The organism is Rhodoblastus sphagnicola, assembly GCF_002937075.1.
GTDB lineage: Bacteria > Pseudomonadota > Alphaproteobacteria > Rhizobiales > Beijerinckiaceae > Rhodoblastus > Rhodoblastus sphagnicola.
Genome location: NZ_NHSJ01000025.1, coordinates 14,933 through 36,525 on the forward strand (window position 1 = coordinate 14,933; position 21,593 = coordinate 36,525).

Genomic DNA, 21,593 nt, shown 5'->3' on the forward strand with positions numbered 1-21,593 from the left:
GCTTGGCTCAAATGGCGCCTTTGGCGGCGTTCAGCAGGCTCGTGGCGGCGGATGTTGCGGTGGTGAGCTTAGCAATCAGATCCGGGATCTGTGCCGATGCTTGCCGGGCATCGACGACAGATTGCTGCGCCGAGACCGCGGCCTGATAGGCGGTCTCGATGCTGTCGCCAGCATTGGTCAGAAGTGACGCCACCGCGCCGTAATAGGCAGCCCTCGCGGCGGCCACGTTTGACAACTCCGGTGGGGTCGTGGCCGGAATCTGGACATGGGTGCCGTCGCTCAACGCGACATCGATCATCGAAGCGGATATATCCGAAGGGCCGACAACCGAAGAGACGACAACTTCGGCAAATCCTGGCGGCGACATCTGAAGATCACGCCGCCACCGATAGATCTGTCCGCTGTTGATATCCGCTCGTCGGGCGACCTCCGCCACCACGGCACCGGGCGCAAACGCCGCCGCGACAATGGCTCGCTTCTGGTCATCGTTCCAACGCCGACGACGCTCAACCCCGCTGATTACCTGAACTTGGCCCATCGCACTGTCTCTAACAGCGCCGCAAACACCACTGCTTGTAGCGCTGTTAATTTACGATGCTGCTCCGGCTTCGGGGAAGGCGGCCCTCACCGGAGGGATACGATTTAAGCCCGGCGCTTGGCGCCGGGCTTTTCCTTTGATGTGGTGGATGAATGGCTGAGTTATCCGTTCCTGATCGAGACGAAAGCGTCAGAACGTGCCGGGCGGACGATTAGCGTCCCTGCCGGCCGCCCCGGTTGCCCAGCCGGCGTGTTCGTAGTCCGGGCGCGTGCCTTGGGAGGCGGGCTCGGCGGGTTTCACGATTGTGCCTTGGCGATCGTAAACCGGCGGTCGCCAAGTGGCATTGGACGAACCATAAGCGGCGAAAGGATCGTAGAAAAAGTTATGGATCGGCGGCGCGGCGGGCGCGCTGTAGCTGTCGGGTTTTTTCAGGTTGGGACTAGCGCAGCCGGTCAGGGCGAGGGCGGCGATGGGCAGGATCAAGAGAGTGGATTTCATGCGATAGGCTCCTCCTGGAGCCTATCGTCGTGGTGAGTGGCGCGAAGACCTAGCGTAGCGCGTTCCAAAGCCTTTTGAACCAAGCCAGCTTCTTCGGTTGGTCGCCGAGACCTTCGAAAAACTCGCCCTTGAGATGCTTGTAGGCGATGTCGAGAGCGAAGTCGCGTAATTCGGCGAATTCGGGTCGATCTGCTTTTCCTACTCTATGCGTGTGAAGCAGGTGGCCTCCGATATCCAAGAATTTGAGCAGCGCGTCGCGTTCACGCGTCACGCTGCTCATTTCGTGCAGTCTGGATTTCAGGGTGGCGACATCCTGTTCCAGATTTTTGGCAAGCGTCCTCCAATCGCGCCCACTGCGAAAGTTATTCGCGGCTGTTGCTTCAGCCTCATTGAGGCGCGCGTAAAGCTCGTCGAGATCACGTCGCGTGATTTCAACGACGTCCTGACCAGTAAACGCCAAGGCGATATTGGACATGATCTTGGTGCTGCGCGCGTCCGATTCTCCGGCGATGTACCCAGCCATGAAAGAAGGATCCGTGCCGATCATTGTTAGAGGTCCGTAGGTTTCTGTGTGTTGCGCATGCCAGTGGTTGCTTGCATGGTACTATCGAGACCGGAGGATGTCGATGTGGGGCCGGTTAACGCTTCAGTGTTTTCGGAGCGGCGCGAGGAATTGCCGCCTGATAAGCGACGCGCGGACGGTGAGAGCGCGCCTTTAGCTTTGTTTGCAACAGTGTCGATTGTTTGGCGCGTTCCTTGGTAAGCGGCGATCTGAGCGAATTCGTTCGTGTCAATGCGGTTGCCGCCCCCGAAGCCAATCAGACGAGGGAGGTGATGCGGGATCAGCGCCACCATGCGGAACGCCATGATCGCAGCGGTCACATTCGTCAAAATGAACACAGACATCAGGGTCAGGAAACCGAGAACGTTCGTGACCAACCAGCCGTTCGCTAGGACGAAACCGGCAGCGATACCGAAGCTCGCTGAGATCAACCAGGCCATCGAGGCGAACACGAAATAGCCGAGGAAGAGGCCGAGCAGCATCAATGTCGGCCGGAACAGAACGTTGAACAGGAGTTCGTAACCCGGCCCCCCCCGCCCGTGCAAACCCTCGCCCTCGAGGGTCATGTGGGCGAGCATCCACAGCGGCACGGCGACGAACGCTTCACAAACGAGGATGAGATAGCCCGCCACGCCGGCCATCCAGATGACCCAGGGAATCATCGGCAGGACGTAGGCGATCATCTGACCTTGAGCCAGGAAGAGGCTTGCGCCGGCGAAGATCGGCGTGGATAGGAAATTGATGACGGAGGATGCTCCTGCGGCGGCGAGCCCGCCCGTGACGCCGCCCGTCGCAACGCCGCCAGCCACGGCCGAAGCCTGTCCGACCGTGGTCGTCAAAGCGGCTGCGGCGCCCAATATGCCAAGCGCTGCGAGCGTCATCTTGTTACCGAGCGCGATCAAGCCGCCGAAAGGATCGTTCCATTGACTGCTGGTGGGCGACAGGCTGTTGACGAGACTGTTGAGAAGCGCCGGAGTAATATTAAGCGCACGGAAAACCTGCTCGATCGTGCTGTTCGGGTCGCCGCCTGAATATTGACCGGTTTGTACGGACGCATAACCGCTCGGCTGCGAAAGAGAGTCCTGGGTCCCGACATAAATTTTGAGCTTTCCAAGCAATGACGTCGAGGACGCAAAGAGCGGAGCAATGTCGGTCGTCAGCGATGATGACAGCCCCTGGAACGACGGTGTGTTGACAACGGGTGTGGCGCTGGCGAGAGATAGCGTCAGGCCGTTGAGACGCGCGAATTCGAGATAATAGGCGCCGGCGGAGGTCCATCCGAGCGCGGAGAGCTGCGTTTGCCCCTGGATCAGGCCAAGATTGCCATTACGGGCGTCTTGGACTTGTTGGGCGCTGCGCAAATCCTGCGTTATCGATTGTGCGGCGGTCGTCAACTGCGTCGTGTAATTCTGAAGCGTACTTGTGTAGAGCGTCTGCAAGCCGCTCAGTGCGGATTGGTTCTTGGTGGTCCAATATTTCTGGGCGATGCTCTGGATCGACGGGCGCAACGCGCTCAGCGTGCTGTCGAGAATATCTTTCTGTCTTTGCGCCATCTGATTGGCGATATTGGTGTAACCGCTGCCGCCCGTGCTCGTCACCGGCTCATTTATTGTTACCGATCCACAAGTCGGGCTGTTCGTGGCGAGACCCGCGCTGAGCTGGTACGCGTAGGTGACGACGCCGCCGGATGAGGATGATCCGACAACGGTTCCGGTCGGCGAAGGCACGATCGTGGATCCGGCGGCCGCATTAACATAGGCGGCGCAAAGTTCGTCCTGCATCAGGTTGAGGATTGTGGTTCCCGCGCCCGGGACGATCGGCTCAGCGACGATCATGGCGTCCGGCCCGACAGCTTGGACGACGTTGGTATAGACAGACCGCGCCATTCCGATTCCCCAACCGGCCGCCTGGATCACAAAAGACTGGCCGACCGAAAAACCGGAGTTCATCGGCAACATCATAATGGCGGCGAAGCCAATCCGCACGACCGCGAGGCTGGTCACGCCGTTGGTTAACAGCGTCGACGTCTCGGAGACGCGGTGAATGTGCATGATGGTGATGTAGCAGAGAAACGCCATGGCGAGGGCCATGACGAAGCCGGTCAACTGGCCAACGATGAGGCCGACGACGTTCGCGGCCGCGCCGGTTGAAGTTGGCGGCGTTCCATTGATCGGAAAGACGCTCTGGATGGTTTTCCAGGCCCAATCGTCGCCCGGATCGAGGGCGCTCCAGCTGACGTCGAAGCTGTTGGTCGTCGATTGAGCGTCGGCGCCGCCAATGATGGCGAAGATGAAGAAAAGGGTGAGAGGGAGCAATCTAAACAGATGTTGCGACATGGCGGCCTCAAGAGGTTGGTGCTTGAGGCTGCCATGCGTTGGCGCGAATTCGAAAAACTCACGGCGAAAGTCCAGGGCTGGCGGAAGGCCCTTGTCGCGAGAATGCGCTGCGGATCGAGTCGACGAGGTCTTTCACCGCCTCTCGCCCCTTGTCGAGCGCCTCGTCGAGGGCGCTCTTGCCAGAGTCCTTTCCCGGGAGTTCGGAACTCGCCTTGACGATTTGCTCATCGAGAGCCTCCAGTCTCGCAAGGATGCCGGCGTTGGCTGTCGGGAGGACCGGTGCGGCGGCCTCGCGATGCTCGGCGTAGGCGTCGAGCGCGCTGGCGGCCTTTTCGTAGGATGCCGAGAAGTTTTCGTCTCGAGCGAGCGTGGCGTTGAATTCCTTGCGGAGATTGTCATAAGCGCCGCCCGGCCTCATTTCAGAGAGCACTTCCTTGATGCCGCCCGGCGATGCTTCCGCCGCCTCACGGATGCGGGAGAGGATGGCGGCGGAATCGGTCTTTTCCAGCGCCTCGAAAGCTCCGACGGCGGCGGTTGCCGCGCGCTCGGCCGTTTGCGCCAAATCGGCGTCGCGACGTGGCTGCATTCGATTTTGATTGAACCGTTCGAACAGGGCGCGGGCGCCGCCTGGTTGGGCCGGCGACGCTGGATCTTGAGCGGGCGCCGTTTTCTGGACCGAGATCGATTCGGAGCGTTCCGGACGAAAATCCGTCAGCAAGTTGCGGAGCGCCAGGCTGCCGCGCATCGGACCGGCGCCGGCCTCATTCGACGCTGGCGGGGTTGTAGGTTGAGACAGTCTGGCTCCGCTCGTCGTCTGTGGCGACGAAGGCTGAGTCGGGGTCGTTTGTGGCCCTTCGGGCTGAGTTGGGCCGCTGCTTGTGCTGACGGCCTGCGTTGTTGAAGGCCAACGAGACTTCAACGCCGGGGCGTCGGGCTGGCCAGGGCTTGGATTTGACTCGCCGAGAGCAGGGGACGCCGCGCGCGGGCTGCGCTGGAACGCGCTCGCGAAAGCAGAGACCAAGGCGGCGCCAGCGGTGATCGGGGGCATCGTTGATTGTTGATGTGGATCTGAATCGCGAGTTCTTTGCTGATCGCTGCGATTTCGCTCCGGTTGCTGTGGCGCGTTTGCCCGTTGGAGGGTTTCAGGCACACGGTCGATTTGTTGATGTGAGGAGGAGGCGGCAGTACGATCGTCAGTAAAGGGATTTTCAGGAGTGTTACTATTTGGTGGTGACGGCTGCGATGCAGTGGTTTGCGGCGATTGCCCGCGTTCAGGCGGACTGTTGCCGACGTTGGGAATGTCGACGGGTTTGTCCGTTGTCTTGGAAGCGGCAGAAGGCGCTTCTGCACTGACGGCGGGCGACGGACCGTCGTCAAACGCCGACATCAGGTCCTTCAGAGGCGGCTGAGCCTTCGGGAGCGACGTTTCCAGCGGGGTTGATAGACTGCTGGTCGAAGAGGATGTCGCCGGTGGAGGAGTTGGCGCTGCTTCATTGCGTTGGGGTTGGGTGGGTTCGGTCGCGGCAGTGTTCGCAGTCTTGGTCGCCGCAGGGGCGGCGTCGTCAAATGCCGATACCAAATTCTTGAGAGATTGGTCGGGTTTTACGGGAGAAGCGTCAGGCGTCGCCGGCGTAACCGTCGTGGAACGGCTCGCGGTCTCGTCTTCGAACGCGGGGCGGGCATGTTCGGCGGCCGCGGCCGAGCCGATGACCTTTTGATAGGTATCGGGAAAGAAATCTTTGGCGTCCTGGTGCGCCGCCGCCAATTCGGTCGGATCGAAGCGTTCCGGAAAGGACACGGCGACGATCGACGCGCGAGCGCCAGACGTTGTCGCTCCATCGGAGACATACTGGCCGTCAGGCTTGCGCCAGGCGGGGTCAATCTTTTCGTTCAGTTCCGGCGCAACGACGAGCCGATGATCGACCGGCGTCTCGAAATGATCAATTCCGGCCCCATGATAGTTCGCGATCTTGACGTACCCCAGGTCTTCATCAGGTTTCTCAAACATTTTGGCGGTGAAGTCGCGGTAAGCGTCGGGATACGCTTTCTGCGCGACCGTGTGCGCGCCCAGGGCATCTTCCGGCTCGAACGCTTTGGGAAAGTTGATGGCGACGACGGACCATTTCTCCGGACCTTCGTACCAGCCATTTGGCTCGCGCCAAGCCGCATCGATTTTTTTGTTCTTGTCGTCGGACAGGTGGAAGCCGGAGCTGTTTTCGGTTTCGTGATAGGTAATGCCCTCGGCTACGGGCAAGTGGTTTGTTGATTTCGTCCAAGGCGCCGCTTCAGTCGCCGCGTCTTTCACGTCGGCTGGATTCTGATCGAAGTTCGGGTCAACCATCGACATGGCTCCATCAATTCGAAAGGTTCGGGGAGGGCATGGCGAAAGCGGGCTGGTAATTGTGCTCGACGGTTTCGGCCAAGTGGGCGGCGGAGGTCGTGGCGTGCATCAAGTTGAGCTTGTAAAGCTGGACGAGCAGGTAATTGGTCTGCGCCAGTTCGGTCGCGATCTCGCGTTGGATCGAGGCGGCAGGCATTGATGCGAGTTGCCCGTGATAGTTGGTGCTCGAAAGTCGGCGGGTTGTGTCGAGCATGAGCGCATGAAGCCACGAGGCCGTCGGTGTCGCAGGCAGCCCCTCGTCCGTCATTTCCTGCTGCTGTTCGGATGTGAGCGTGACCGAAGGCGACTGCACGCCGATGGCGACGCTTGTGACGTCCCGCGCGAGCGACATCCGGGCGTTGTAGGCGCGTCGCCTTGCGATCGCCTCGGCGCCTTGAGTTGACGTGATCTGATCGCCGCGCAAAGTGCCGGGAACGACAGGCTGGATCAGCGACGTCGCATAGTCGTTGGCGCGGGTTACGCCGTCCTGGCCGTCAAGGGTTCCGGAGACAAACAGGGCTGACGCCTGCTGGTCGGCGTTTGGCGTCTGAGAGATCGTGCAAAGCCCGGCCGCCGCTTCGACGTCGTTGCAATAGCGTTGGTAATGCAAATTGTTGTTGGCTTGCGCGGCTTGCGCGGACCCGAAATAACCCGGTTGATTGAGGCCGCCCTCACCACGTTTGTCCGTAACGTCCGTGATCGATTTGGCGACCTGCCAGCTCTTGGACGCGCCTGCGATGACCGCCTGGCCGCCGTCGAGCGCCGCGCAGTGCGTAGATCCGACTATGTGTTCGTCGCGGATCTGCGCGTTGCGGAAGTCGCGTTGAACGCGGGCCATTGCAATATTTTGGCCGTCAATAAGCTGAGAATGCGCGTCGACCTGAGCCTTTTGGTAGTTCGAAATTTGCGTGAAGCCCTGCTGGAGCAGTTGGTTGACGCTGCCGTAGGTGTTGGGGCCGAGCAATTGAGCCAGCGGGCCATTGGCGCCGAGCTGGCCTGTTATCGAATTCAGCGTGTTGTTCATTTGGTTTTGAATGAACTTCATGGCCTGGTCGACAGCGAGGCTTGCATAGTCGATCACTGGCATGGTGGCGTTCGCGGTGGTGGGCGCAAAAAAGGCTGCTCCAAGGACGAGCGCGGCGGCGGTTGAAGTGAGGGATTGAGGCGTTTTCATAACGTGTATCCTTGATCGGGGTCGCGTCTCGGGCGTCAGTACAGTCCGAGGAGGGAGGTGATCGGGTAGCCGGTCGGCGCCACCGCGTTGCCCGACATGTAGAGGCCGCCGCTGTTGTTCGTGCCGGTGCCGATGCGCGCAATCGGCGGGCCGCCTCCGCCGAAGGAAAGTTTGGGGCAAGAGATTCCGCCGCCGGACGTGCTGCCGCCGAGGAAGCCAAGCTTTAGGCCGGTCAAGGTGATGCCGCACTGTGTCGAACCGAGCGTTTGGTTCCAGAGGCTGTTGATCTTGTTGCAGATTTGCGTTTGAATCGATTGCAGCAGATTTTGTGGGTTGAGCAGGTTGGTGACGACGTTCAGACCTGCGCCCTTGAAGAAGTTATCGAGGCACGACAGGCTCTTGACTGAGGTGGGCTGAGTGATGTTCTGGTCGTCGACGGAGATGCGCGTGGCGATGGCATTGCTTGCCGCCTGCGTGATGGCGGCGCATCCGGCGCTGCCGGCGGTTTGAGCGGACGCAGGCGCCGAAAGGGCGAGAGCGGCGGCAAAGATAACGAGTTGGGTGCGTTTCATCAGAACTGTCCTCCGTTGAACGGCGTGGTGGAAGCTGCGGCGCAGGCCCGTTGCATGGCCGCGATGCGAGAGAGGTTGAGAATTCGGGAGAGAAGCGCCTTGTGGGCGAGCGGAGCGGTGGCGTGGTCGGGCAGGGCGGAAGAGGATGGCGCCGTCCCGGCGGCGGTCATGCGGCGCAGAAGGGCCTTCGCACGCGCTGCCGAAAGCGGCCGCGTGACCTTTTCAAATCGGGCGCGGCCGGGATCGACCGAGAGATAATCCGCCAGGGAGGAAACTTGCGGTTCGTTGACGGCGCAAAATTGATCGGCCACGCGGGCGAACGCGGCCTCGGTGTCAACGGGGATCGCTTGGAGTATCGAGGCGTCGTCTGCTTGAGGAAGGTCGAGCCAATCGACGCGGGGTGGCGCTGTGTCTGACATCGAAAAAAGTCTCCGGTTGGTCCCCGGAGAAGGATCGGTGTGATTGGCGCGAAGTTCGAAACGATTAATGATTGTCGGTTGCGCGAATTGTGATGGTCTTGTCGTGAACGACGGTGGAGAGCCCAAGAGGCTTCACCGCGCTGGCGAGCGCCTGCATCCAGGATTTTCCACCCTGCCAATCGACGGGAGTGTTTGGATCGGCGGGTGGCTCCAAAATGATTTCGTAGCCATCGGGGACCATCTGACGAATGGCGAAAGCCAGGGGGACTTGGGCGCCGAAACCGGAAACGAGTGCGACGGTCTTCGGCGCTGGTTTGGATGCCCTGTGCAAGGCGGCAGAGGCATGGTGCTTTGGGCGCGTCAGGGGCTTGCGAGCGGGAGATGGCGTGACTTGTGGCGCAGGTGACGTGTCCGGACTGGCGGGTACTTCAATCTCATTGGAAACAAAAGAGAATTCCGCGACGGCAGGCTGCGCCATCACAACAAGAACGAGGAAGGGGAGGGTGCGCTTCATCAAAGTCTCCTGTCTTTCGGAAACCATGATCCAAAGCGGCGCGAACACCCATGTTCAAAAAATGGCGAAACCGTGGCGATAGGTCTCGAAATGGCTTCCGTTTCTGTGTAAACCGAAGATCGGTTCGCGCTCGGTCCAGCTATGGTTCTTTGGTATTTGCTTTTGTCGTTAGAGGACTTGGGTTGATAAAATGGGAAAGAAAGCTCCTGACCTCACTGATCTGCAGCACGAACGTTTCGATGGGATATTAACGACGCTTGCGCAACGCGTGCGAACGTTACGCAAGGCTAAAGGAATGTCTGGTCGGCAATTTGCGGAAAAAGTCGGAATTAGCCATACGACGGTTGTTATGATCGAAGGTGGCGCAATAAATATTTCTCTTCTTATTGTATTTCTCGTTGCTGAAGCATTGGAAGTTGAGGTTAATGTATTATTGAACGATTTGGCTTCGGAAACCACAACGCAGGCTGATGGCGCCTCGGAACTATCCAGATCAGAATTGAACATCACACTTTCCGATACAAGTCAGGATTGACTCTCTGTTTTACTATTTAGAACGATGTCGACGAAAAAAACTATCCCGCGATTTTGAGGCGTAGGCCGTTAAATGTCAGGCTTTGTCGCTACTGCGCCATCATGCGTGCTGGCGCGATCTTGGGTAGCATACGCGAATTTTTTTTTGATTAGCTCGGCTTTATCAGGCGCCAATAAAAACTAAACCCTTACAGTACCTAGGGTGAGCGAGGTGACGCGACCGGCGCACCGTCGAATCTGATATACCTCAGTGGCCCCATTGCCTGCGTGAATGAGCTGTATCATAGTGAGCCCATTCCAAAGAGGGGCTCTACAATGACTGTTCAACCCTTTGTTTCTATTGCACAACGGCAAACACTCCCATTTACCGGCGCGGAAGCCGCGCCGGAGCTACAGCCCGAGACGCTGACCGATCGTCTGTTTCGTCGTTTGGCCCTGGGCGGTGTCGGCATAGGCCTTCTTTCGGCCGTTTTTGGACTCTCGCCCGAGGCCGTCGAAGAGCGTGCGGCCGCGCTCGATTTGCCGAAACCGCATGATCGGCCCATGCGCAAGCTTGGTCCGCGTGGATGGACCATCGAGGACATGCGTCGGTTTATTACTTTGTGGATTGAGAATGTCTCGACGCGTTGCATCGTGGCGGCGATTGGCCGGTCGAATGGCAGCCTGTATTCCAAACGCAAGCGGCTCGGCCTCGAACCGCGCAGACGCGGCGAACTTCAGGAACGCTCACCGGAAGCCTGCGCGGCTACGCCGGTGTCTTGGTTGCCAAAGCCGCTGATCGATGCGGTGAAGAAGCCGCTTCGCCGTATTGCGGGGATGTTGCAGAACGAACCGAAGGCGAAGCCAGAAGATCGCTGGACTCCAGAGCGGGGTAAATATTGCTCCTATCTGGCTTTTGCGGGATTGAGCAATTCCGCGATCGCGATCCGTCTGACCCAAGAAACTGGTATTTCCTTTTCTCCTAAAGCCGTGGCCGATCAGTTGAGTCGGATGATGGCCTTCCGGGACCGCACCAAGAAAGCCGTCGAGACGCTTCCCGAGGAAGAAATCATACCGCGCGCGGAAAGCTTTATCGCGCTTTGGCTCCTTCAGTGGCGCATCTGCGAAGGCACAGGTCATCATTTTTGGTATTCGCGGGTGCGAGGCGGGCCGCGTAAAACCTGCCGGGAATTCTGGCGGGCGAAATTCGCCAAGAAGCGCCAGGAGCGCGATTGCGCCGCACATTTCGTGGTCGCCTGAGCGAAACTCAAAAAACAGGAGTACGAGTTCGCGCCGACAGCGGGGAAGGTTGATCCATGGACAACCAGAACGCTGCGATCATGCGAAAACTCTCCGATCCCGACTTTCAGGCGGCGCTCGTCAACAAGAGCATTGCCCTTGTGATGGGGCTTTGCGCCTTCCTTATCGCCTTTGTCGTGCACGACATTTATATTTGGGCCAATCCGCCGACGCCCAAGTATTTCATTATAGATGGGAAAAATCCTCCGAAGGAGGTGAAGCCCGTCGACAGTCCGATTATGGACGACACACAGCTGCTCAACTGGACCGTTACGGCGATTCTTGCGCCGTATAACGTCAATTATCACGACTACGCAGAACAACTGAACCGCGCCGGCCGCAAATTCTCGGCAAGCGGGTGGAAGTCGTTCGCGGAGAGTTATATTTCGAGCGGCAATTTCGAAGCAATGAAGAAGGGCATGTTGCTTTGCTATGCGCAGCAACAGCGCGCCGCCATCATTGTCGACACCTCGTTCGTCGATGGAGCCCTGACGTACAAGGTGCAAGTGCCAGTTGCGCAAACCTGTCAGAATTCGCAGGAGGCCAATTCTCAAAAGATGATGCTGACCGCGTCGGTCAAACGCACCAATGCTGAGGACCATACCGAAGGTCTGGTTATCGATCAGCTCGTCGCCAAAGCGCAATAGAGGGGTCGAACATGAAAGCAATTCACGTGTGCGTGGTCGCTTTGGCCGTGTTGTCGTCGTCTGTGACCGCATTTGCACAACAAAACGGCGTGGCGGGCGGCGGAGGACGTCAAGGGAAAGAGGAAGAGAGCATTCCCCTCAACCCTGACATCATCCGAGAAATTGGCAAACGCGTTGGTGAGACTCGCCGCGCGCAGGAGGAAGTGAATACGCAGCGCGCCGCGCCGCAGGCGACGCGCGTGAATGTCGGCTTTGCGCCCGGCGAGACCACGCCGATCGTGCGGCTGGTCAAAGGCTATCCCACCGCGATTTCGTTCTTCGACGACACTGGCCAGCCGTGGCCGATCGAATGGAACACCAATTCCAATCCGGCGGGCGGCGGCGGCTCGACATGCAGTGAAACGCCGGCGGGCGGCGGTGGACCGGGCGTGGCCTCGGTCGGATTTTATGTGTGTACGCCGACTGTTGGCAGCAACGTCCTCCAGATATCGCCGGCGTCCATCGAGCCGCGCGGCGGCCTGGTGGTCAATCTGAAGAACGCGCCGAAGCCGTTGTCGTTCCTGCTGGTAGGCGGCGGCGGCGTCTATGACGCGGATCTGACCGTGCATGTCAGCAAACGCGGACCCAACGCGCGCGGCCCCGTCACCGGCCCGTCCGCCCCCGATACCGCATCGCCGTTCCTGACGGCGATGCTCCAGGGTGTGCCGCCCGCCGACGCCGTGCCGCTCAATGTCAGCGGGGTCAGCCCCGATGATTTTCGGGCGTGGAAGATCGGGGACCGTGTCGTCATTCGCACGATCTACCAACTGGTGTCGCCGGAATGGTTCGCGTCGGAAGCGGCCGAAGGCAATGTGACCGTTTATTCGCTGCCGGCGACGCCGGTCGTTCTCCTCTCCAAGAATGGCGCGACGGTGTCCGCCTCGCTTTCGGAGCCCTGAACCATGACCATCGAACAGCCTGTAATTTCTACAAAAACGGCATCGCGCGGATTCAAGCGCGGGTTCCTCAGCGCGGCCGGCAAGGGCGGTCCCGCGCGCCTCGTTGCGATCGTCGTGTGTCTCGTCTTGATGGTGAGCCTTGTGTTTGTCTTGGCCAAACGGCGTGACAAGGCGAACATGAATTCGCAGGTCGCCAAGATGCACAAGATGAACCTGTTGCCGGGCGGTACGGAAAGCACGCCGGCTCAGGAAGCGCTGCGGATCAAGCATGCCAACGCCGAAGCGGCGAAGGCCGAGAGCAAGGCCCAATCCTACACGCCGGCCATGCCGGGATCGCAGCCTTTGCAGGTTCGTGAAGTGGGCGCCGACGCGCCTCCGCCCGCGAGCGCTGAACCCGCGCCGATCAAGGTGGTGGCGGCGCCGCCCCCGCAATTTACGCCGCCCGAACGCGCGCCGGAACGCGACGCGTTCCAAGCCTTGCCGGTTATGCCTGACGAAACGCCAAAAATCGAAAAGGTGGCGATGACCTCGGAGGACGCCGATCCGGGCGTCACGCCCGAACGCCGCCGGTCTTACGAAAATACGTTGGCGCAGTGGGACATTCATCCGCCGCGGACTGTCGTGGTGATGCCAGACGATGAGAAAGGCCCGCGGGCGTCATCCGGGCAGAGGGCGCGGGAGACGAACACGGGGTCGAGCGCAATCGCTGGCGGATCGGTCTCGACCAAGGGCACGGTGCTGGTTCCCGGCGGTCGCGGTGTTTACGCCCACACGGTTTTGGCCGTGACGACGGATTCGGGCGGACCGATCGTTCTTGAAGCCGACACGAGTCCGCTCGCGGGGGATCGGATGATCGGGTCGTTCCAGAAGTCCGGTACTGACCGAATGGTGGTGCGCGTTTCGAAGGTGATCCACAACAGTGAGGAGGTCAGTGTTTCGGGCCTGGTCATTGCGCCCGATTCGATGGAGACGTCTGTCGCGTCGGATATCGACGAGCACTATCTTGAGCGCTTTGCTTTGCCTGCGGCGGCCGCATTCATTCAGGGCGTCGGGCAAGCTGCGGCCATGAGCAACACGACCACGTCGGTTTCGCCGTATGGCGGCGTGACGCAATCGATTGGCCCCATGAGTCTTTCGCAACAGGGATGGATCGGAGCGGGTGCGGCGGCCCAGGCGATTGGAAAGGAACTCTCGCAAAATACGCCGAAAGGTCCGACGATTCATCTCGACGCCAATGTCGGCGTCGGCGTCATGTTTCTCTCGGACGTCATAGCAAAATAGTTCTGGTCGCAGCACGGCGCACGGAAACCGGCGGTCTTTTTGAGCTATCCGTCATACGGGGTTGATATCGGCCTAAAGTGTAGATTCCTGACGAAGGCGCCCCCCAATTCCTGGATGATGGCGCCCCCCATTACGAGATGATCCCGCCCGGGGGATTTCGTGAAGGACGGGGGCCGCCGCTGGCATGTTCAAAGTCGCTCCTTTGGCAATCCAAGGGAGCAATCGATGCCAGCGGAGCGAATTTCCATGCGCCAGGCGCGCGAAATCATTCGACTGAAATTTTCGTCTGTCTCGGCGCACGAAATCGCCCGGCGGCTCGGCATGGCGCGTTCGAGCGTGCGCGAAACACTGCGAAGAGCAGAAAGCGCGGGGCTGTCCTGGCCGCAAGCAGAGAGCATGGCCGAGGCCGAGTTGGAAGGCGTTCTCTACGCCAATCGCCGCAGCAGGCGGGGACATCGTCGTGTCTCCGAGCCGGATTGGGCGACCATCCATCGCGAGTTGAAGCGCAAGCACGTCACCCTGACGATCCTCTGGGACGAATATATCGCCGCCAATCCGGGCGGTTACAGCTACTCGCGGTTTTGCGACCTCTACCGGGGCTTTGCGAAGACGCTGTCGGTGACAATGCGGCAGACCTATGCCGCCGGCGAGCGGCTGTTTGTCGATTACGCCGGCGACACCGTGCCCGTTGTGATCGATCGGCTGACCGGGGAAATGCGCGAGGCTCAGGTCTTTGTCGCCGTTCTCGGCGCGTCGAGCTTCACCTTCGCCTGCGCCAGCTGGACGCAGGCGCTGCCTGATTGGATCGACGCCCACGTCCGCGCCTTCTCGGCGATTGGCGGCGTCCCGGAACTCCTCGTTCCCGACAACACGAAGACGGCGGTCATTAAAGCCTGTTTTTACGATCCCGACGTCAACCGAACCTACACCGAGATGGCGACCCATTACTCCACCGCCATCCTGCCGACGCGACCCCGCAAGCCGCGCGACAAGGCCAAGGTCGAGCGTGCCGTGCTGATCGTCGAACGCTGGCTGCTCGGACGGCTGCGCCGGCGCACCTTTTACAGCCTGGCGGACCTGAACGCCGCCATCGTCGAAATGCTGAGGCAACTCAATGACGAACGAACGATCCGGCGCCTCGGCTTCACCCGTCGGCAATTGCTGGAGGACATCGACCGGCCGGCGCTCAAGGCCCTGCCGGTCGAACCGTACGAGTTCGCGCAATGGAAAACCTGCCGGGTCGGCGTCGACTACCACGTCGAAGTCTCCAGCCATTATTACTCGGTTCCCCACCGCTTCGCCCGCGCCGAGGTTGAGGCCCGGCTCACCGTCAGGACGGTGGAGATATTCCTCCGTGGCGAGCGGATCGCCGCCCATCTTCGCATGAGCGGCAATCACGGCCACACCACGGTGGCCGACCACATGCCGTCCAGCCATCGCCGCTACAAGACCTGGACGATCGACAAAATCCGCGCCGACGCCAAGCGGATCGGGCCGGCGACTGCGGTCTTGTGCGAGCAGATCATCGAGCGTCGCCCTCATCCAGAGCAGGGCTTCCGCGCCTGCCTGGGCATCGTTCGCCTGGCGAACTCCTATGGCGACGAGCGTGTCGAGGCGGCGGCCGAGCGCGCCATCGCCATCGGAGCGCGCACCTATTCCTCGGTCAAATCCATCCTCGACAAGAAGCTCGATCGCCGGCCCGCCGAAAAGCGCGCCGCGGAGGCGCCGACGATCCTGCACGCCAACATCCGCGGCCCGCGCTATTACAATTAGGAGACTGCTCTTGCTCAAACATCCAACGCTCGACCAACTCCACGCCCTCGGCCTGCACGGCATGGCCAAGGCCTTCGTCGAAGTCGCGGCCTCCAGTGAGGCCGGCGGACTCAGCCATCCGGAATGGCTGGGTCTTCTGCTCGATCGCGAGGCCTCCCTGCGCCAGGACAAGCGAATGGCCGCAAGGCTGCGCGCCGCGAAACTGCGCCAGCAGGCCTGTATCGAAGACATCGACTATCGCAGCCCGCGCGGCCTCGACCGCGCCATGATGCAAAAACTCATCAAGGGCGACTGGATCGACGCCCACGACAATCTGGCCCTGGTCGGGCCAACAGGGGTCGGCAAAAGTTGGCTCGCCTCGGCGCTTGGCCACAAGGCCTGCCGGGATAACCGCTCCGTCCTGTATCAGCGGGTTCCTCGGTTGTTCGAGGAACTCGCCCTCGCGCGCGGCGACGGTCGCCATGCCCGTCTGCTGCGCTCGCTCGGGCGCGCCGATCTCCTGGTGCTGGACGACTGGGGCCTTGAACCGCTCGACGCCGCGGCGCGACACGATCTGCTGGAAATCCTCGAAGAGCGCTATGGGCGCAAATCCACGCTCGTCACGTCTCAGCTTCCGGTGGATCGCTGGCATGAAATTGTCGGCGATCCCACTTACGCGGACGCGATCATGGATCGCCTCGTCCACAACGCCCATCGCATCGAACTGACAGGAGAAAGCCTGCGGCGCGCTCGCGCCAAGAGCGTGATCGCCTCTTGACCAGGCGCCGTTTCAGGCGCCAAGAAACCTAAGCCAGCATGCCCCACGACCCGGGCGCCATCATCCCGTTACCGGGGGGCGGCATCATCCAGGAATCGATGGGCGCCATTATCTCGTAATTGCCGGGCGCCTTCGCAGGAATCGACATAAAGCGTCCCCTGCCTCAAGGCGTCGGTCAGGGTTGATATGTCCACGCCAGACGAGACGACAGCCGTCATCAGGAACTGCATCTCCTCGTCTGATTCGCAACTCATCAGGTCGAAGTTGTACAGGTCGATAATGCGCTTGGCGTCGCCGTATTTGAGCAGGGCTTTGGCCCGGAGCGTCTCGAACGAATAGCCGCGCCCCACACGGTTGATCTCCGAGATAAGCCCGTTCAGCGACTCGGTATAGGCGTTGGTCAGCGGATGCTCGAAATAGCGGAGCATGTAGGGTCGCCAGTTCTTGACTGCCGAGGTGACGACCGTGAACGGCTTGACGAGATCTGGCTGGACTCCGTTCATCCAGTCCGTGAGAGCCTGTTCCGCCTCCGCTCTGGTCGAACAGTCGTAGATGCCGTAAAGCCTCTCTTTCAGCCAGTAGGCTTCCCCCAAGAGAGTGTATAGGAGAAAGAAATCATTGAGCTGCTTGCGTGTTTCCCGCTTGCAGGTCTCCCACCGGGCCAGAAACAGCTTATTCCGGCTCTTGAGCTTTATTCTTTTCCTATTCCCTAAACTCTTGTTGAGGTCGCGCCTGACCATTTCGACGGCTGTATTGGACAGCGCGAGGACGTGAAACTTATCGACGCCCGTCACGGCGCGGCGGAAGTGGCGTTTCGTGAGGGTCAGATTGCCCTTGTACATGTCCTGGTAGATGATCTCGACCGAATCCTTCCCTTCCATCCGGTCGAAATACTGATCGAGGTTCAAGCTCAGGCGGTTCTCCCGGATGTCGAGAAGCTTCCTGTTCTCAACGTCGCCGATCACGAACCGGGGGACTTTGGCGATATACTTCTCATCCATGCCCAAGACGCGAGGCATCCGAACCGTATAGTTCGAGAGTTGCAGCTTGGCGTAGGTAGCAAATAGGCGGCGGACAAGGTTCTCGTCAACGCCGTTCGTTCGCGCCGCGTCGATGACCGTGCGGGCGACGGCCTCCTTTTCAAGATGTTCCTTGAACCTAACTGTCAGGCGAGCGGACGTGTCGAGGTCCGGCAGGTCTTCATAGATCGTCTTCCGTGCTCTTTACAACGGAAACGCTGCCGCGAAATCTCAAGCCAAGTTGGCTGAGACTGAATAGGAAAGTCACGAAACCTGATTGTCTTCGTTCCAGACTTAACCAGTTCGCAGAACAGCCCGCATCTGTGAACGCGAGGAGTTAAGGTCGATGCTTCAACGATAAGGCTTCCGTCTTCTTTGTACGTTGAAGATGCGTATAAATTACTCAGATGAAGAAGGTCGGTCTGGTTTCCTGCCAGAAACTTGCGTTCTTTCACTGGATAGATGCGGCTCTCAGCCGTCCGCGAAGCTCGTCTAAAGTCTGCGCCCGCTCATCGCAAAGCCGGAGAAGATCAATCGCCACGCCCTGCGGCGGGTCATCCGTACCAGCTGCCCAACGGCGCATAGTGCGATCCGCGACATTGAGATCGCGCGCCAGCTCAGATTGCCAACGAGACCCGTATAGGGCCTCGCCAGTGTCGCGCAGTAGCTTGCAGCTCATGTCAGCGACCGTCGTCGATCAGGGTGTAATATTCTTCGTCGCTAAGGTCGGCATCTTCAAATTCCGCGATGATCTGAGCCGAGGTCGGGGCGTTGGTCGCGACGATATGAAAGAAACGTCCGTCAGACAGTTGCTCGGGGAGAAACTCGCGGAACGCGCGGCGCACAGGAGCTTCGTTTCCGTCGCCGGCCCAAGCGATCAGAGCAGCAGCGGCGCGGCTGAACGGTTCGGCGCCAAGGTTGGCGTAATGGGTGATCTTCACTTGGGCGGAAGCATCAGCCTGCGCCACAAGGGCCTTGGCTGAGCGGCTCTCATCAAGATCGTCGTTGAAGATGAGGGCGGTCAGGTAAGATATCGTCTTGGTGGTCATCGGGTCTCTCCCGTTTCCGGCGGGGCTAATCCCCTTCCGTCCGTGTCCTAAAATTAGGACATTCTGGCGCAGATGTCAAGCGCCGATTCTCGGAAATATCAACCCCAAATGACGGAGCGCGTTTTTGCCCCGTCGTTCAGGCGTAAACCTCAGATGACGGATAGCCTCTTTTTGCCCGCCGGTTTTTTTCGCGCCGGTCTTCGCGCAATCGCTTGGCATGCTGGTCGCTCCCATGGAGGAGCATGTCATGAATATGGAAATTAAGGTCGGCCAGCGTCCTGCCGAGAGCGATGGCCACTTGCAAAAGGCGATCGATCAGGACGTCCCGATTGGATTGCCCGGCGAGGGCGCGTCCCAAGCACTGCTCGATGACGATGAGTACGGCCCCGACGATGACGATCACGCCAAAGGCGGGTTGAAGGGGGCGGTCGCGCGGTTCCTGGCCTCGTTCGGCAAGCCGAAGACGGCGCAGGGTGGCGGCGACGCGGGCTCAGTTGAACAAGGCATTGGCGCGGAATCGTCGGCGTCGCTTTCGGAAGCGAGCGAGGGGCGGACGGAAGGCGAGGGGCTCGACGTCACGGACGACGATGTGGCGCAAGCAGCGAAAAACAAGCGGGATCGAAAGATTGTGTTTGTCTCCGCCCTCGCTTTGGTCGCGGTCGCCGCGGCTGGCTTCGTGTTCTGGCCGGGGAGCCAAAAGCGCGTGGTGGTCGCCGAACCGGGGATGAGCCATCCGAGCGTGCTGGCGCCAGCGGCTTCGCTTGCATTAGTGCCGAAGGCTGAGATCCAAACGCCAATGCCGCAGACGCGGGTGAAGGGCGGCGATCCCATGCAGGAGCTCTTGGCTCTTAAGCCCAAGGACCCGGCCGACGCGACCCCGAAGCCCGTCGATAAGATTGAGCCCGGTCCTCAAGCCCTGGTCCAAAACGTCCCGCAAGCACAGCCCGAAAAGTCCAAAGCCGAGGGCGAGGCCGCCAAGCCGGCGCCGAGCGGCGATCGGGCGGCGGCCAAGCCGGACGCCGATGCGGTTGCGGTTGCGGTTGTCAGTGATCCCGGCATGGTCGGCAAAAAAGCGGAAAGGCCGGTTGCCGATGCCCCGATCGTGAGCAAGCCCGCGCAGGACGCCGCGCCAAAGGAAGCGCCGTCGCCCGCGAAAGAGGCGGATCGTTTGGACGCGGTGCGCAAGGAAACCTTGTTGCTCGAACGTCTGACCCAAATGGCGGCGCTCATCACGCACCTGAACGGTCAGGTCAACCGCCTCGAAAGCGATCAGGCGAAACTGACGGCGACGACGGAAGATCGTTACGCCGACTTGCAGCGGCGAATGGCCCTGGCGGAGTCCAACAGGCAGATCGATGCAGCGACGCGCGCCCAGGACCCGAGCCATTCCGGTCCCTTGGCCGTCGTGGCGCCGAAAGATCCGAAGGCGGCGGTCGTCTTGAAGACGGGGCCGGCGGCGGTGGCCCCCGCGGTCGAAACGGCGGGAGAAAAGCGCGCCTATCGTATTCAGGCGGCCTCTCCCAGTCTCGCCATGTTGGGCACGGGTGGCAATGACGCGCCGCTGGAAGTGGTTCCGGGTTCGACCGTTCCCGGCTGGGGCCGCGTCGACAAGATCGAGCAGCGTGGGCAGGCTTGGGTCGTCGTGACGACCGGTGGCGTCATCAAGTAAGGAGGACGCCAATGCAAGGGCTCGTTAATTTCGCCGGCGAGATCGGCAACGCTATCGCCATCATGATCCCCACGTTTTGTTACATCATGGCGATCGCTTCTTTCCTGTTTGCAGGCTGGGGTTTGTGGCTTCAGTCGCAACCCATAAATCCCTTCCAGGGGCGGCCGTGGATACCGTTCGCGTCGCTGGTGATGTCGGGCGCTTTCGCGAGTTTCGATCGCGTGCTGACATTGGCAAACGGAAGCGCGGGGACCTCGATGCAGGTCTCCATCGGCTCACTGACAAGTTACACGCCGCCAACGGCGAGCAACGTGATGGGGAATTCCCCAGGCGACGCCATTGTCAATGTCGTCACCTTATTTTCGGCTTTCTTTCAGAGCTTTGGCGCAATGGCGTGTCTTTGGGCCTTTATCGCGTGGCGCGGGATCATCAACGGCCAGACCAATCGGACGCTGTCCGGTTGCATCGTTCAGTTCACCTTTGGCGTGATGCTGATCAACATTATCCAGGTCACGACCTGGCTCACACAAATTTTTCAGACGACCTGAATTTTTCCGCATCGAGTTCGCGCCGGTCGCTGAGACAGTCAATGGCGAGGGGGACAACTGAGGCTTCCTCGTTTTAAACCCAGGAGTCACACGTGAAGAATCTCGTTTCCAACCGTAAGAACATTGTGTCCGCCGTTTCGCGTCGCCTCGCGCCGGTCGCCTCGGCCGGCGCCGCCCTGGCTCTGTCAGCCCATGGCGCGCTCGCTCAGCAGGCCGGGAACACCATTGGCGGCCAGGTGCAAACGATGGCGCAAGAGTTCTCGACCACCGGCGGCTTCGTCGGCTCCACCGCGATGTACGTTGCCTCGCTCATCTGCTTCGTGTTCGGCGCGTGGGCGTTCTGGCAGTCGCGTCAGGCCGAGAACCGCGACAGCGGCATGATCGCCAAGGGCCTCGCCGGCCTGGTGCTCTGCGGTCTGTTCGTCACCGGCGGCACGTGGATCAACAAGGCGGCGCAGACCTCCACCGGCACCGCCGCCTCGATCAGCAGCACCGCCGGCGTCGTGTCGTTCCAGTAAGCGCGCAGCAGATGGCGCCGCTGGTTCTTTCCGTCCGTCCTTCCACGCCTTCGGGAAGGGTCCGCATTGAGGGAAACAGCGGCGCCTCAGGCTCCTGTCGGTTTTGCGCAACCCCTGCAAAACCACAGGAGCCTTCTTCGTTTCTGGATGCAGACGGCGCGTGTGCGTATTGTCAGCTCGTCAGGCGCCTGGATCGTCCGTCGATCGACAATGAGGCGGTGCTGATCTGGCTTCCGGAACTGACGCAAGCGGCGTTGATCGCTTTGGTTCGCGAGTGTCATGCTCGGCTTCGCCATTGCGGCGTTCAACATTTGACGGAACGAGGATCGACAGCAGTCCTGCATGGGTCGGTTCCGATCGAAGCGCGCGAGGCTTTAGCTGCGATTGCGGCGTTCAGAAGCCGGATCGCGGAAGTGGAAGCGCGGCTTGGATCGTCGTCGCCCAAGGCGCTGGCGCAGGCGATGTCGCGACTCAACGGCAAAGTCTACGCGGATCGCGCGCGCAGACTCCACGGCGTTCGCCTCATGCCCCTCGGCCATCCCTGAGACTGACGCCTCAACATCTTTGATGAGACTTTGGAGGACAAGCC

Annotated in this window: 23 protein-coding genes; 11 read left to right on the forward strand and 12 right to left on the reverse strand. The window is 60.5% G+C overall.

Annotated elements, in window-relative coordinates:
• Positions 1-7 precede the first annotated feature (7 nt).
• The 9 genes from CCR94_RS02265 to CCR94_RS02310 all read right to left on the reverse strand — a co-directional run bounded on the left by CCR94_RS02265 (position 8) and on the right by CCR94_RS02310 (position 8,993).
• Positions 8-538: a transposase gene (locus tag CCR94_RS02265; RefSeq protein WP_104506262.1), complete on the reverse strand. Its 531-nt coding sequence runs from the start codon at positions 536-538 to the stop codon at positions 8-10.
• Between the two features lie 189 nt (positions 539-727).
• Positions 728-1,036 (reverse strand): hypothetical protein, encoded by a 309-nt coding sequence (locus CCR94_RS02270; protein ID WP_104506263.1) that lies wholly within the window; start codon positions 1,034-1,036, stop codon positions 728-730.
• Between the two features lie 49 nt (positions 1,037-1,085).
• Positions 1,086-1,583 (reverse strand): hypothetical protein, encoded by a 498-nt coding sequence (locus CCR94_RS02275; RefSeq protein WP_104506264.1) that lies wholly within the window; start codon positions 1,581-1,583, stop codon positions 1,086-1,088.
• Between the two features lie 2 nt (positions 1,584-1,585).
• A complete protein-coding gene (locus tag CCR94_RS02280) occupies positions 1,586-3,934 on the reverse strand; it encodes a DotA/TraY family protein (protein ID WP_104506265.1) in 2,349 nt (782 codons plus the stop codon).
• Positions 3,935-3,992: 58 nt separating this feature from the next.
• Positions 3,993-6,281: a DUF7007 domain-containing protein gene (locus CCR94_RS24370; RefSeq protein WP_146089817.1), complete on the reverse strand. Its 2,289-nt coding sequence runs from the start codon at positions 6,279-6,281 to the stop codon at positions 3,993-3,995.
• A gap of 7 nt (positions 6,282-6,288) precedes the next feature.
• Entirely contained in the window at positions 6,289-7,401 is a 1,113-nt protein-coding gene (locus CCR94_RS02295) for a hypothetical protein (RefSeq protein WP_244593903.1), read from the reverse strand.
• Between the two features lie 122 nt (positions 7,402-7,523).
• The gene (locus CCR94_RS02300; RefSeq protein ID WP_104506269.1) at positions 7,524-8,060 is read right to left on the reverse strand and encodes a hypothetical protein; all 537 of its coding nucleotides are present in this window, start codon (positions 8,058-8,060) and stop codon (positions 7,524-7,526) included.
• Positions 8,060-8,479, reverse strand: coding sequence for a hypothetical protein (locus CCR94_RS02305; protein ID WP_104506270.1), 420 nt, complete (start codon positions 8,477-8,479; stop codon positions 8,060-8,062). The genes CCR94_RS02300 and CCR94_RS02305 overlap by 1 nt, the downstream gene beginning before the upstream one ends.
• 64 nt (positions 8,480-8,543) lie before the next feature.
• Positions 8,544-8,993, reverse strand: a complete 450-nt coding sequence (locus tag CCR94_RS02310) for a hypothetical protein (protein WP_146089818.1) — start codon at positions 8,991-8,993, stop codon at positions 8,544-8,546.
• A gap of 190 nt (positions 8,994-9,183) precedes the next feature.
• On the opposite strand from CCR94_RS02310, the gene CCR94_RS02315 reads away from it, so the two are divergent.
• The 7 genes from CCR94_RS02315 (at position 9,184) to istB (ending at position 16,201) form a co-directional block, all read left to right on the forward strand.
• Positions 9,184-9,528 (forward strand): helix-turn-helix domain-containing protein, encoded by a 345-nt coding sequence (locus CCR94_RS02315; RefSeq protein ID WP_104506272.1) that lies wholly within the window; start codon positions 9,184-9,186, stop codon positions 9,526-9,528.
• Positions 9,529-9,842: 314 nt separating this feature from the next.
• Positions 9,843-10,766, forward strand: a complete 924-nt coding sequence (locus CCR94_RS02320; RefSeq protein WP_146089819.1) for a hypothetical protein — start codon at positions 9,843-9,845, stop codon at positions 10,764-10,766.
• A 56-nt stretch (positions 10,767-10,822) separates the two neighbouring features.
• Positions 10,823-11,452 carry a DotI/IcmL/TraM family protein gene (locus CCR94_RS02325; protein WP_104506274.1) on the forward strand — a complete coding sequence of 210 codons (630 nt, stop codon included), beginning with the start codon at positions 10,823-10,825 and terminating at the stop codon, positions 11,450-11,452.
• Positions 11,453-11,478: 26 nt separating this feature from the next.
• Positions 11,479-12,390, forward strand: coding sequence for a DotH/IcmK family type IV secretion protein (locus tag CCR94_RS02330; protein WP_244593904.1), 912 nt, complete (start codon positions 11,479-11,481; stop codon positions 12,388-12,390).
• A 177-nt stretch (positions 12,391-12,567) separates the two neighbouring features.
• Complete coding sequence (locus CCR94_RS02335) at positions 12,568-13,671, forward strand: DotG/IcmE/VirB10 family type IV secretion system protein (RefSeq protein WP_158254580.1); 1,104 nt, start codon at positions 12,568-12,570, stop codon at positions 13,669-13,671.
• A 246-nt stretch (positions 13,672-13,917) separates the two neighbouring features.
• Positions 13,918-15,444 (forward strand): IS21 family transposase, encoded by a 1,527-nt coding sequence (gene istA, locus CCR94_RS02340; RefSeq protein WP_170068924.1) that lies wholly within the window; start codon positions 13,918-13,920, stop codon positions 15,442-15,444.
• Between the two features lie 10 nt (positions 15,445-15,454).
• Positions 15,455-16,201: an IS21-like element helper ATPase IstB gene (gene istB / locus CCR94_RS02345; RefSeq protein ID WP_104506278.1), complete on the forward strand. Its 747-nt coding sequence runs from the start codon at positions 15,455-15,457 to the stop codon at positions 16,199-16,201.
• 68 nt (positions 16,202-16,269) lie between these two features.
• Here istB and CCR94_RS02350 read toward each other — a convergent pair whose 3' ends face one another.
• The 3 genes from CCR94_RS02350 to CCR94_RS02365 all read right to left on the reverse strand — a co-directional run bounded on the left by CCR94_RS02350 (position 16,270) and on the right by CCR94_RS02365 (position 18,269).
• Positions 16,270-17,409 carry an ISL3 family transposase gene (locus tag CCR94_RS02350; RefSeq protein ID WP_146089820.1) on the reverse strand — a complete coding sequence of 380 codons (1,140 nt, stop codon included), beginning with the start codon at positions 17,407-17,409 and terminating at the stop codon, positions 16,270-16,272.
• Complete coding sequence (locus CCR94_RS26525) at positions 17,367-17,675, reverse strand: transposase family protein (RefSeq protein WP_158254581.1); 309 nt, start codon at positions 17,673-17,675, stop codon at positions 17,367-17,369. Before CCR94_RS26525 ends, CCR94_RS02350 begins: the two co-directional genes overlap by 43 nt.
• 225 nt (positions 17,676-17,900) lie before the next feature.
• Positions 17,901-18,269 (reverse strand): hypothetical protein, encoded by a 369-nt coding sequence (locus CCR94_RS02365; protein ID WP_104506282.1) that lies wholly within the window; start codon positions 18,267-18,269, stop codon positions 17,901-17,903.
• A 232-nt stretch (positions 18,270-18,501) separates the two neighbouring features.
• On the opposite strand from CCR94_RS02365, the gene CCR94_RS02370 reads away from it, so the two are divergent.
• From CCR94_RS02370 to CCR94_RS24375, 4 genes are all read left to right on the forward strand, one after another.
• Positions 18,502-19,938, forward strand: a complete 1,437-nt coding sequence (locus CCR94_RS02370) for a hypothetical protein (protein ID WP_146089821.1) — start codon at positions 18,502-18,504, stop codon at positions 19,936-19,938.
• 11 nt (positions 19,939-19,949) lie between these two features.
• Positions 19,950-20,486, forward strand: coding sequence for a hypothetical protein (locus tag CCR94_RS02375; RefSeq protein ID WP_104506284.1), 537 nt, complete (start codon positions 19,950-19,952; stop codon positions 20,484-20,486).
• A 92-nt stretch (positions 20,487-20,578) separates the two neighbouring features.
• On the forward strand, positions 20,579-21,004 hold the full coding sequence (locus CCR94_RS02380) for a hypothetical protein (RefSeq protein ID WP_206605756.1): 426 nt from the start codon (positions 20,579-20,581) through the stop codon (positions 21,002-21,004).
• A gap of 11 nt (positions 21,005-21,015) precedes the next feature.
• The gene (locus CCR94_RS24375; protein WP_146089822.1) at positions 21,016-21,549 is read left to right on the forward strand and encodes a hypothetical protein; all 534 of its coding nucleotides are present in this window, start codon (positions 21,016-21,018) and stop codon (positions 21,547-21,549) included.
• The last annotated feature ends 44 nt before the right edge of the window (positions 21,550-21,593 follow it).

Bases quoted from the DNA above. Each gene is read 5' to 3' on its own strand.
- CCR94_RS02270 (WP_104506263.1), bottom strand. From the start codon at position 1,036: ATGAAATCCACTCTCTTGATCCTGCCCATCGCCGCCCTCGCCCTGACC.
- CCR94_RS02315 (WP_104506272.1), top strand. From the start codon at position 9,184: ATGGGAAAGAAAGCTCCTGACCTCACTGATCTGCAGCACGAACGTTTC.
- istA (WP_170068924.1), top strand. From the start codon at position 13,918: ATGCGCCAGGCGCGCGAAATCATTCGACTGAAATTTTCGTCTGTCTCG.
- CCR94_RS02370 (WP_146089821.1), top strand. From the start codon at position 18,502: ATGGAGGAGCATGTCATGAATATGGAAATTAAGGTCGGCCAGCGTCCT.
- CCR94_RS24375 (WP_146089822.1), top strand. From the start codon at position 21,016: ATGGCGCCGCTGGTTCTTTCCGTCCGTCCTTCCACGCCTTCGGGAAGG.
- CCR94_RS02300 (WP_104506269.1), bottom strand. From the start codon at position 8,060: ATGAAACGCACCCAACTCGTTATCTTTGCCGCCGCTCTCGCCCTTTCG.
- CCR94_RS02295 (WP_244593903.1), bottom strand. From the start codon at position 7,401: ATGCCAGTGATCGACTATGCAAGCCTCGCTGTCGACCAGGCCATGAAG.
- CCR94_RS02365 (WP_104506282.1), bottom strand. From the start codon at position 18,269: ATGACCACCAAGACGATATCTTACCTGACCGCCCTCATCTTCAACGAC.
- CCR94_RS02265 (WP_104506262.1), bottom strand. From the start codon at position 538: ATGGGCCAAGTTCAGGTAATCAGCGGGGTTGAGCGTCGTCGGCGTTGG.
- CCR94_RS02335 (WP_158254580.1), top strand. From the start codon at position 12,568: ATGAATTCGCAGGTCGCCAAGATGCACAAGATGAACCTGTTGCCGGGC.
- CCR94_RS02275 (WP_104506264.1), bottom strand. From the start codon at position 1,583: ATGATCGGCACGGATCCTTCTTTCATGGCTGGGTACATCGCCGGAGAA.
- CCR94_RS02320 (WP_146089819.1), top strand. From the start codon at position 9,843: ATGACTGTTCAACCCTTTGTTTCTATTGCACAACGGCAAACACTCCCA.
- CCR94_RS02310 (WP_146089818.1), bottom strand. From the start codon at position 8,993: ATGAAGCGCACCCTCCCCTTCCTCGTTCTTGTTGTGATGGCGCAGCCT.
- CCR94_RS24370 (WP_146089817.1), bottom strand. From the start codon at position 6,281: ATGTCGATGGTTGACCCGAACTTCGATCAGAATCCAGCCGACGTGAAA.
- CCR94_RS02325 (WP_104506274.1), top strand. From the start codon at position 10,823: ATGGACAACCAGAACGCTGCGATCATGCGAAAACTCTCCGATCCCGAC.
- CCR94_RS02305 (WP_104506270.1), bottom strand. From the start codon at position 8,479: ATGTCAGACACAGCGCCACCCCGCGTCGATTGGCTCGACCTTCCTCAA.
- CCR94_RS02280 (WP_104506265.1), bottom strand. From the start codon at position 3,934: ATGTCGCAACATCTGTTTAGATTGCTCCCTCTCACCCTTTTCTTCATC.
- CCR94_RS02375 (WP_104506284.1), top strand. From the start codon at position 19,950: ATGCAAGGGCTCGTTAATTTCGCCGGCGAGATCGGCAACGCTATCGCC.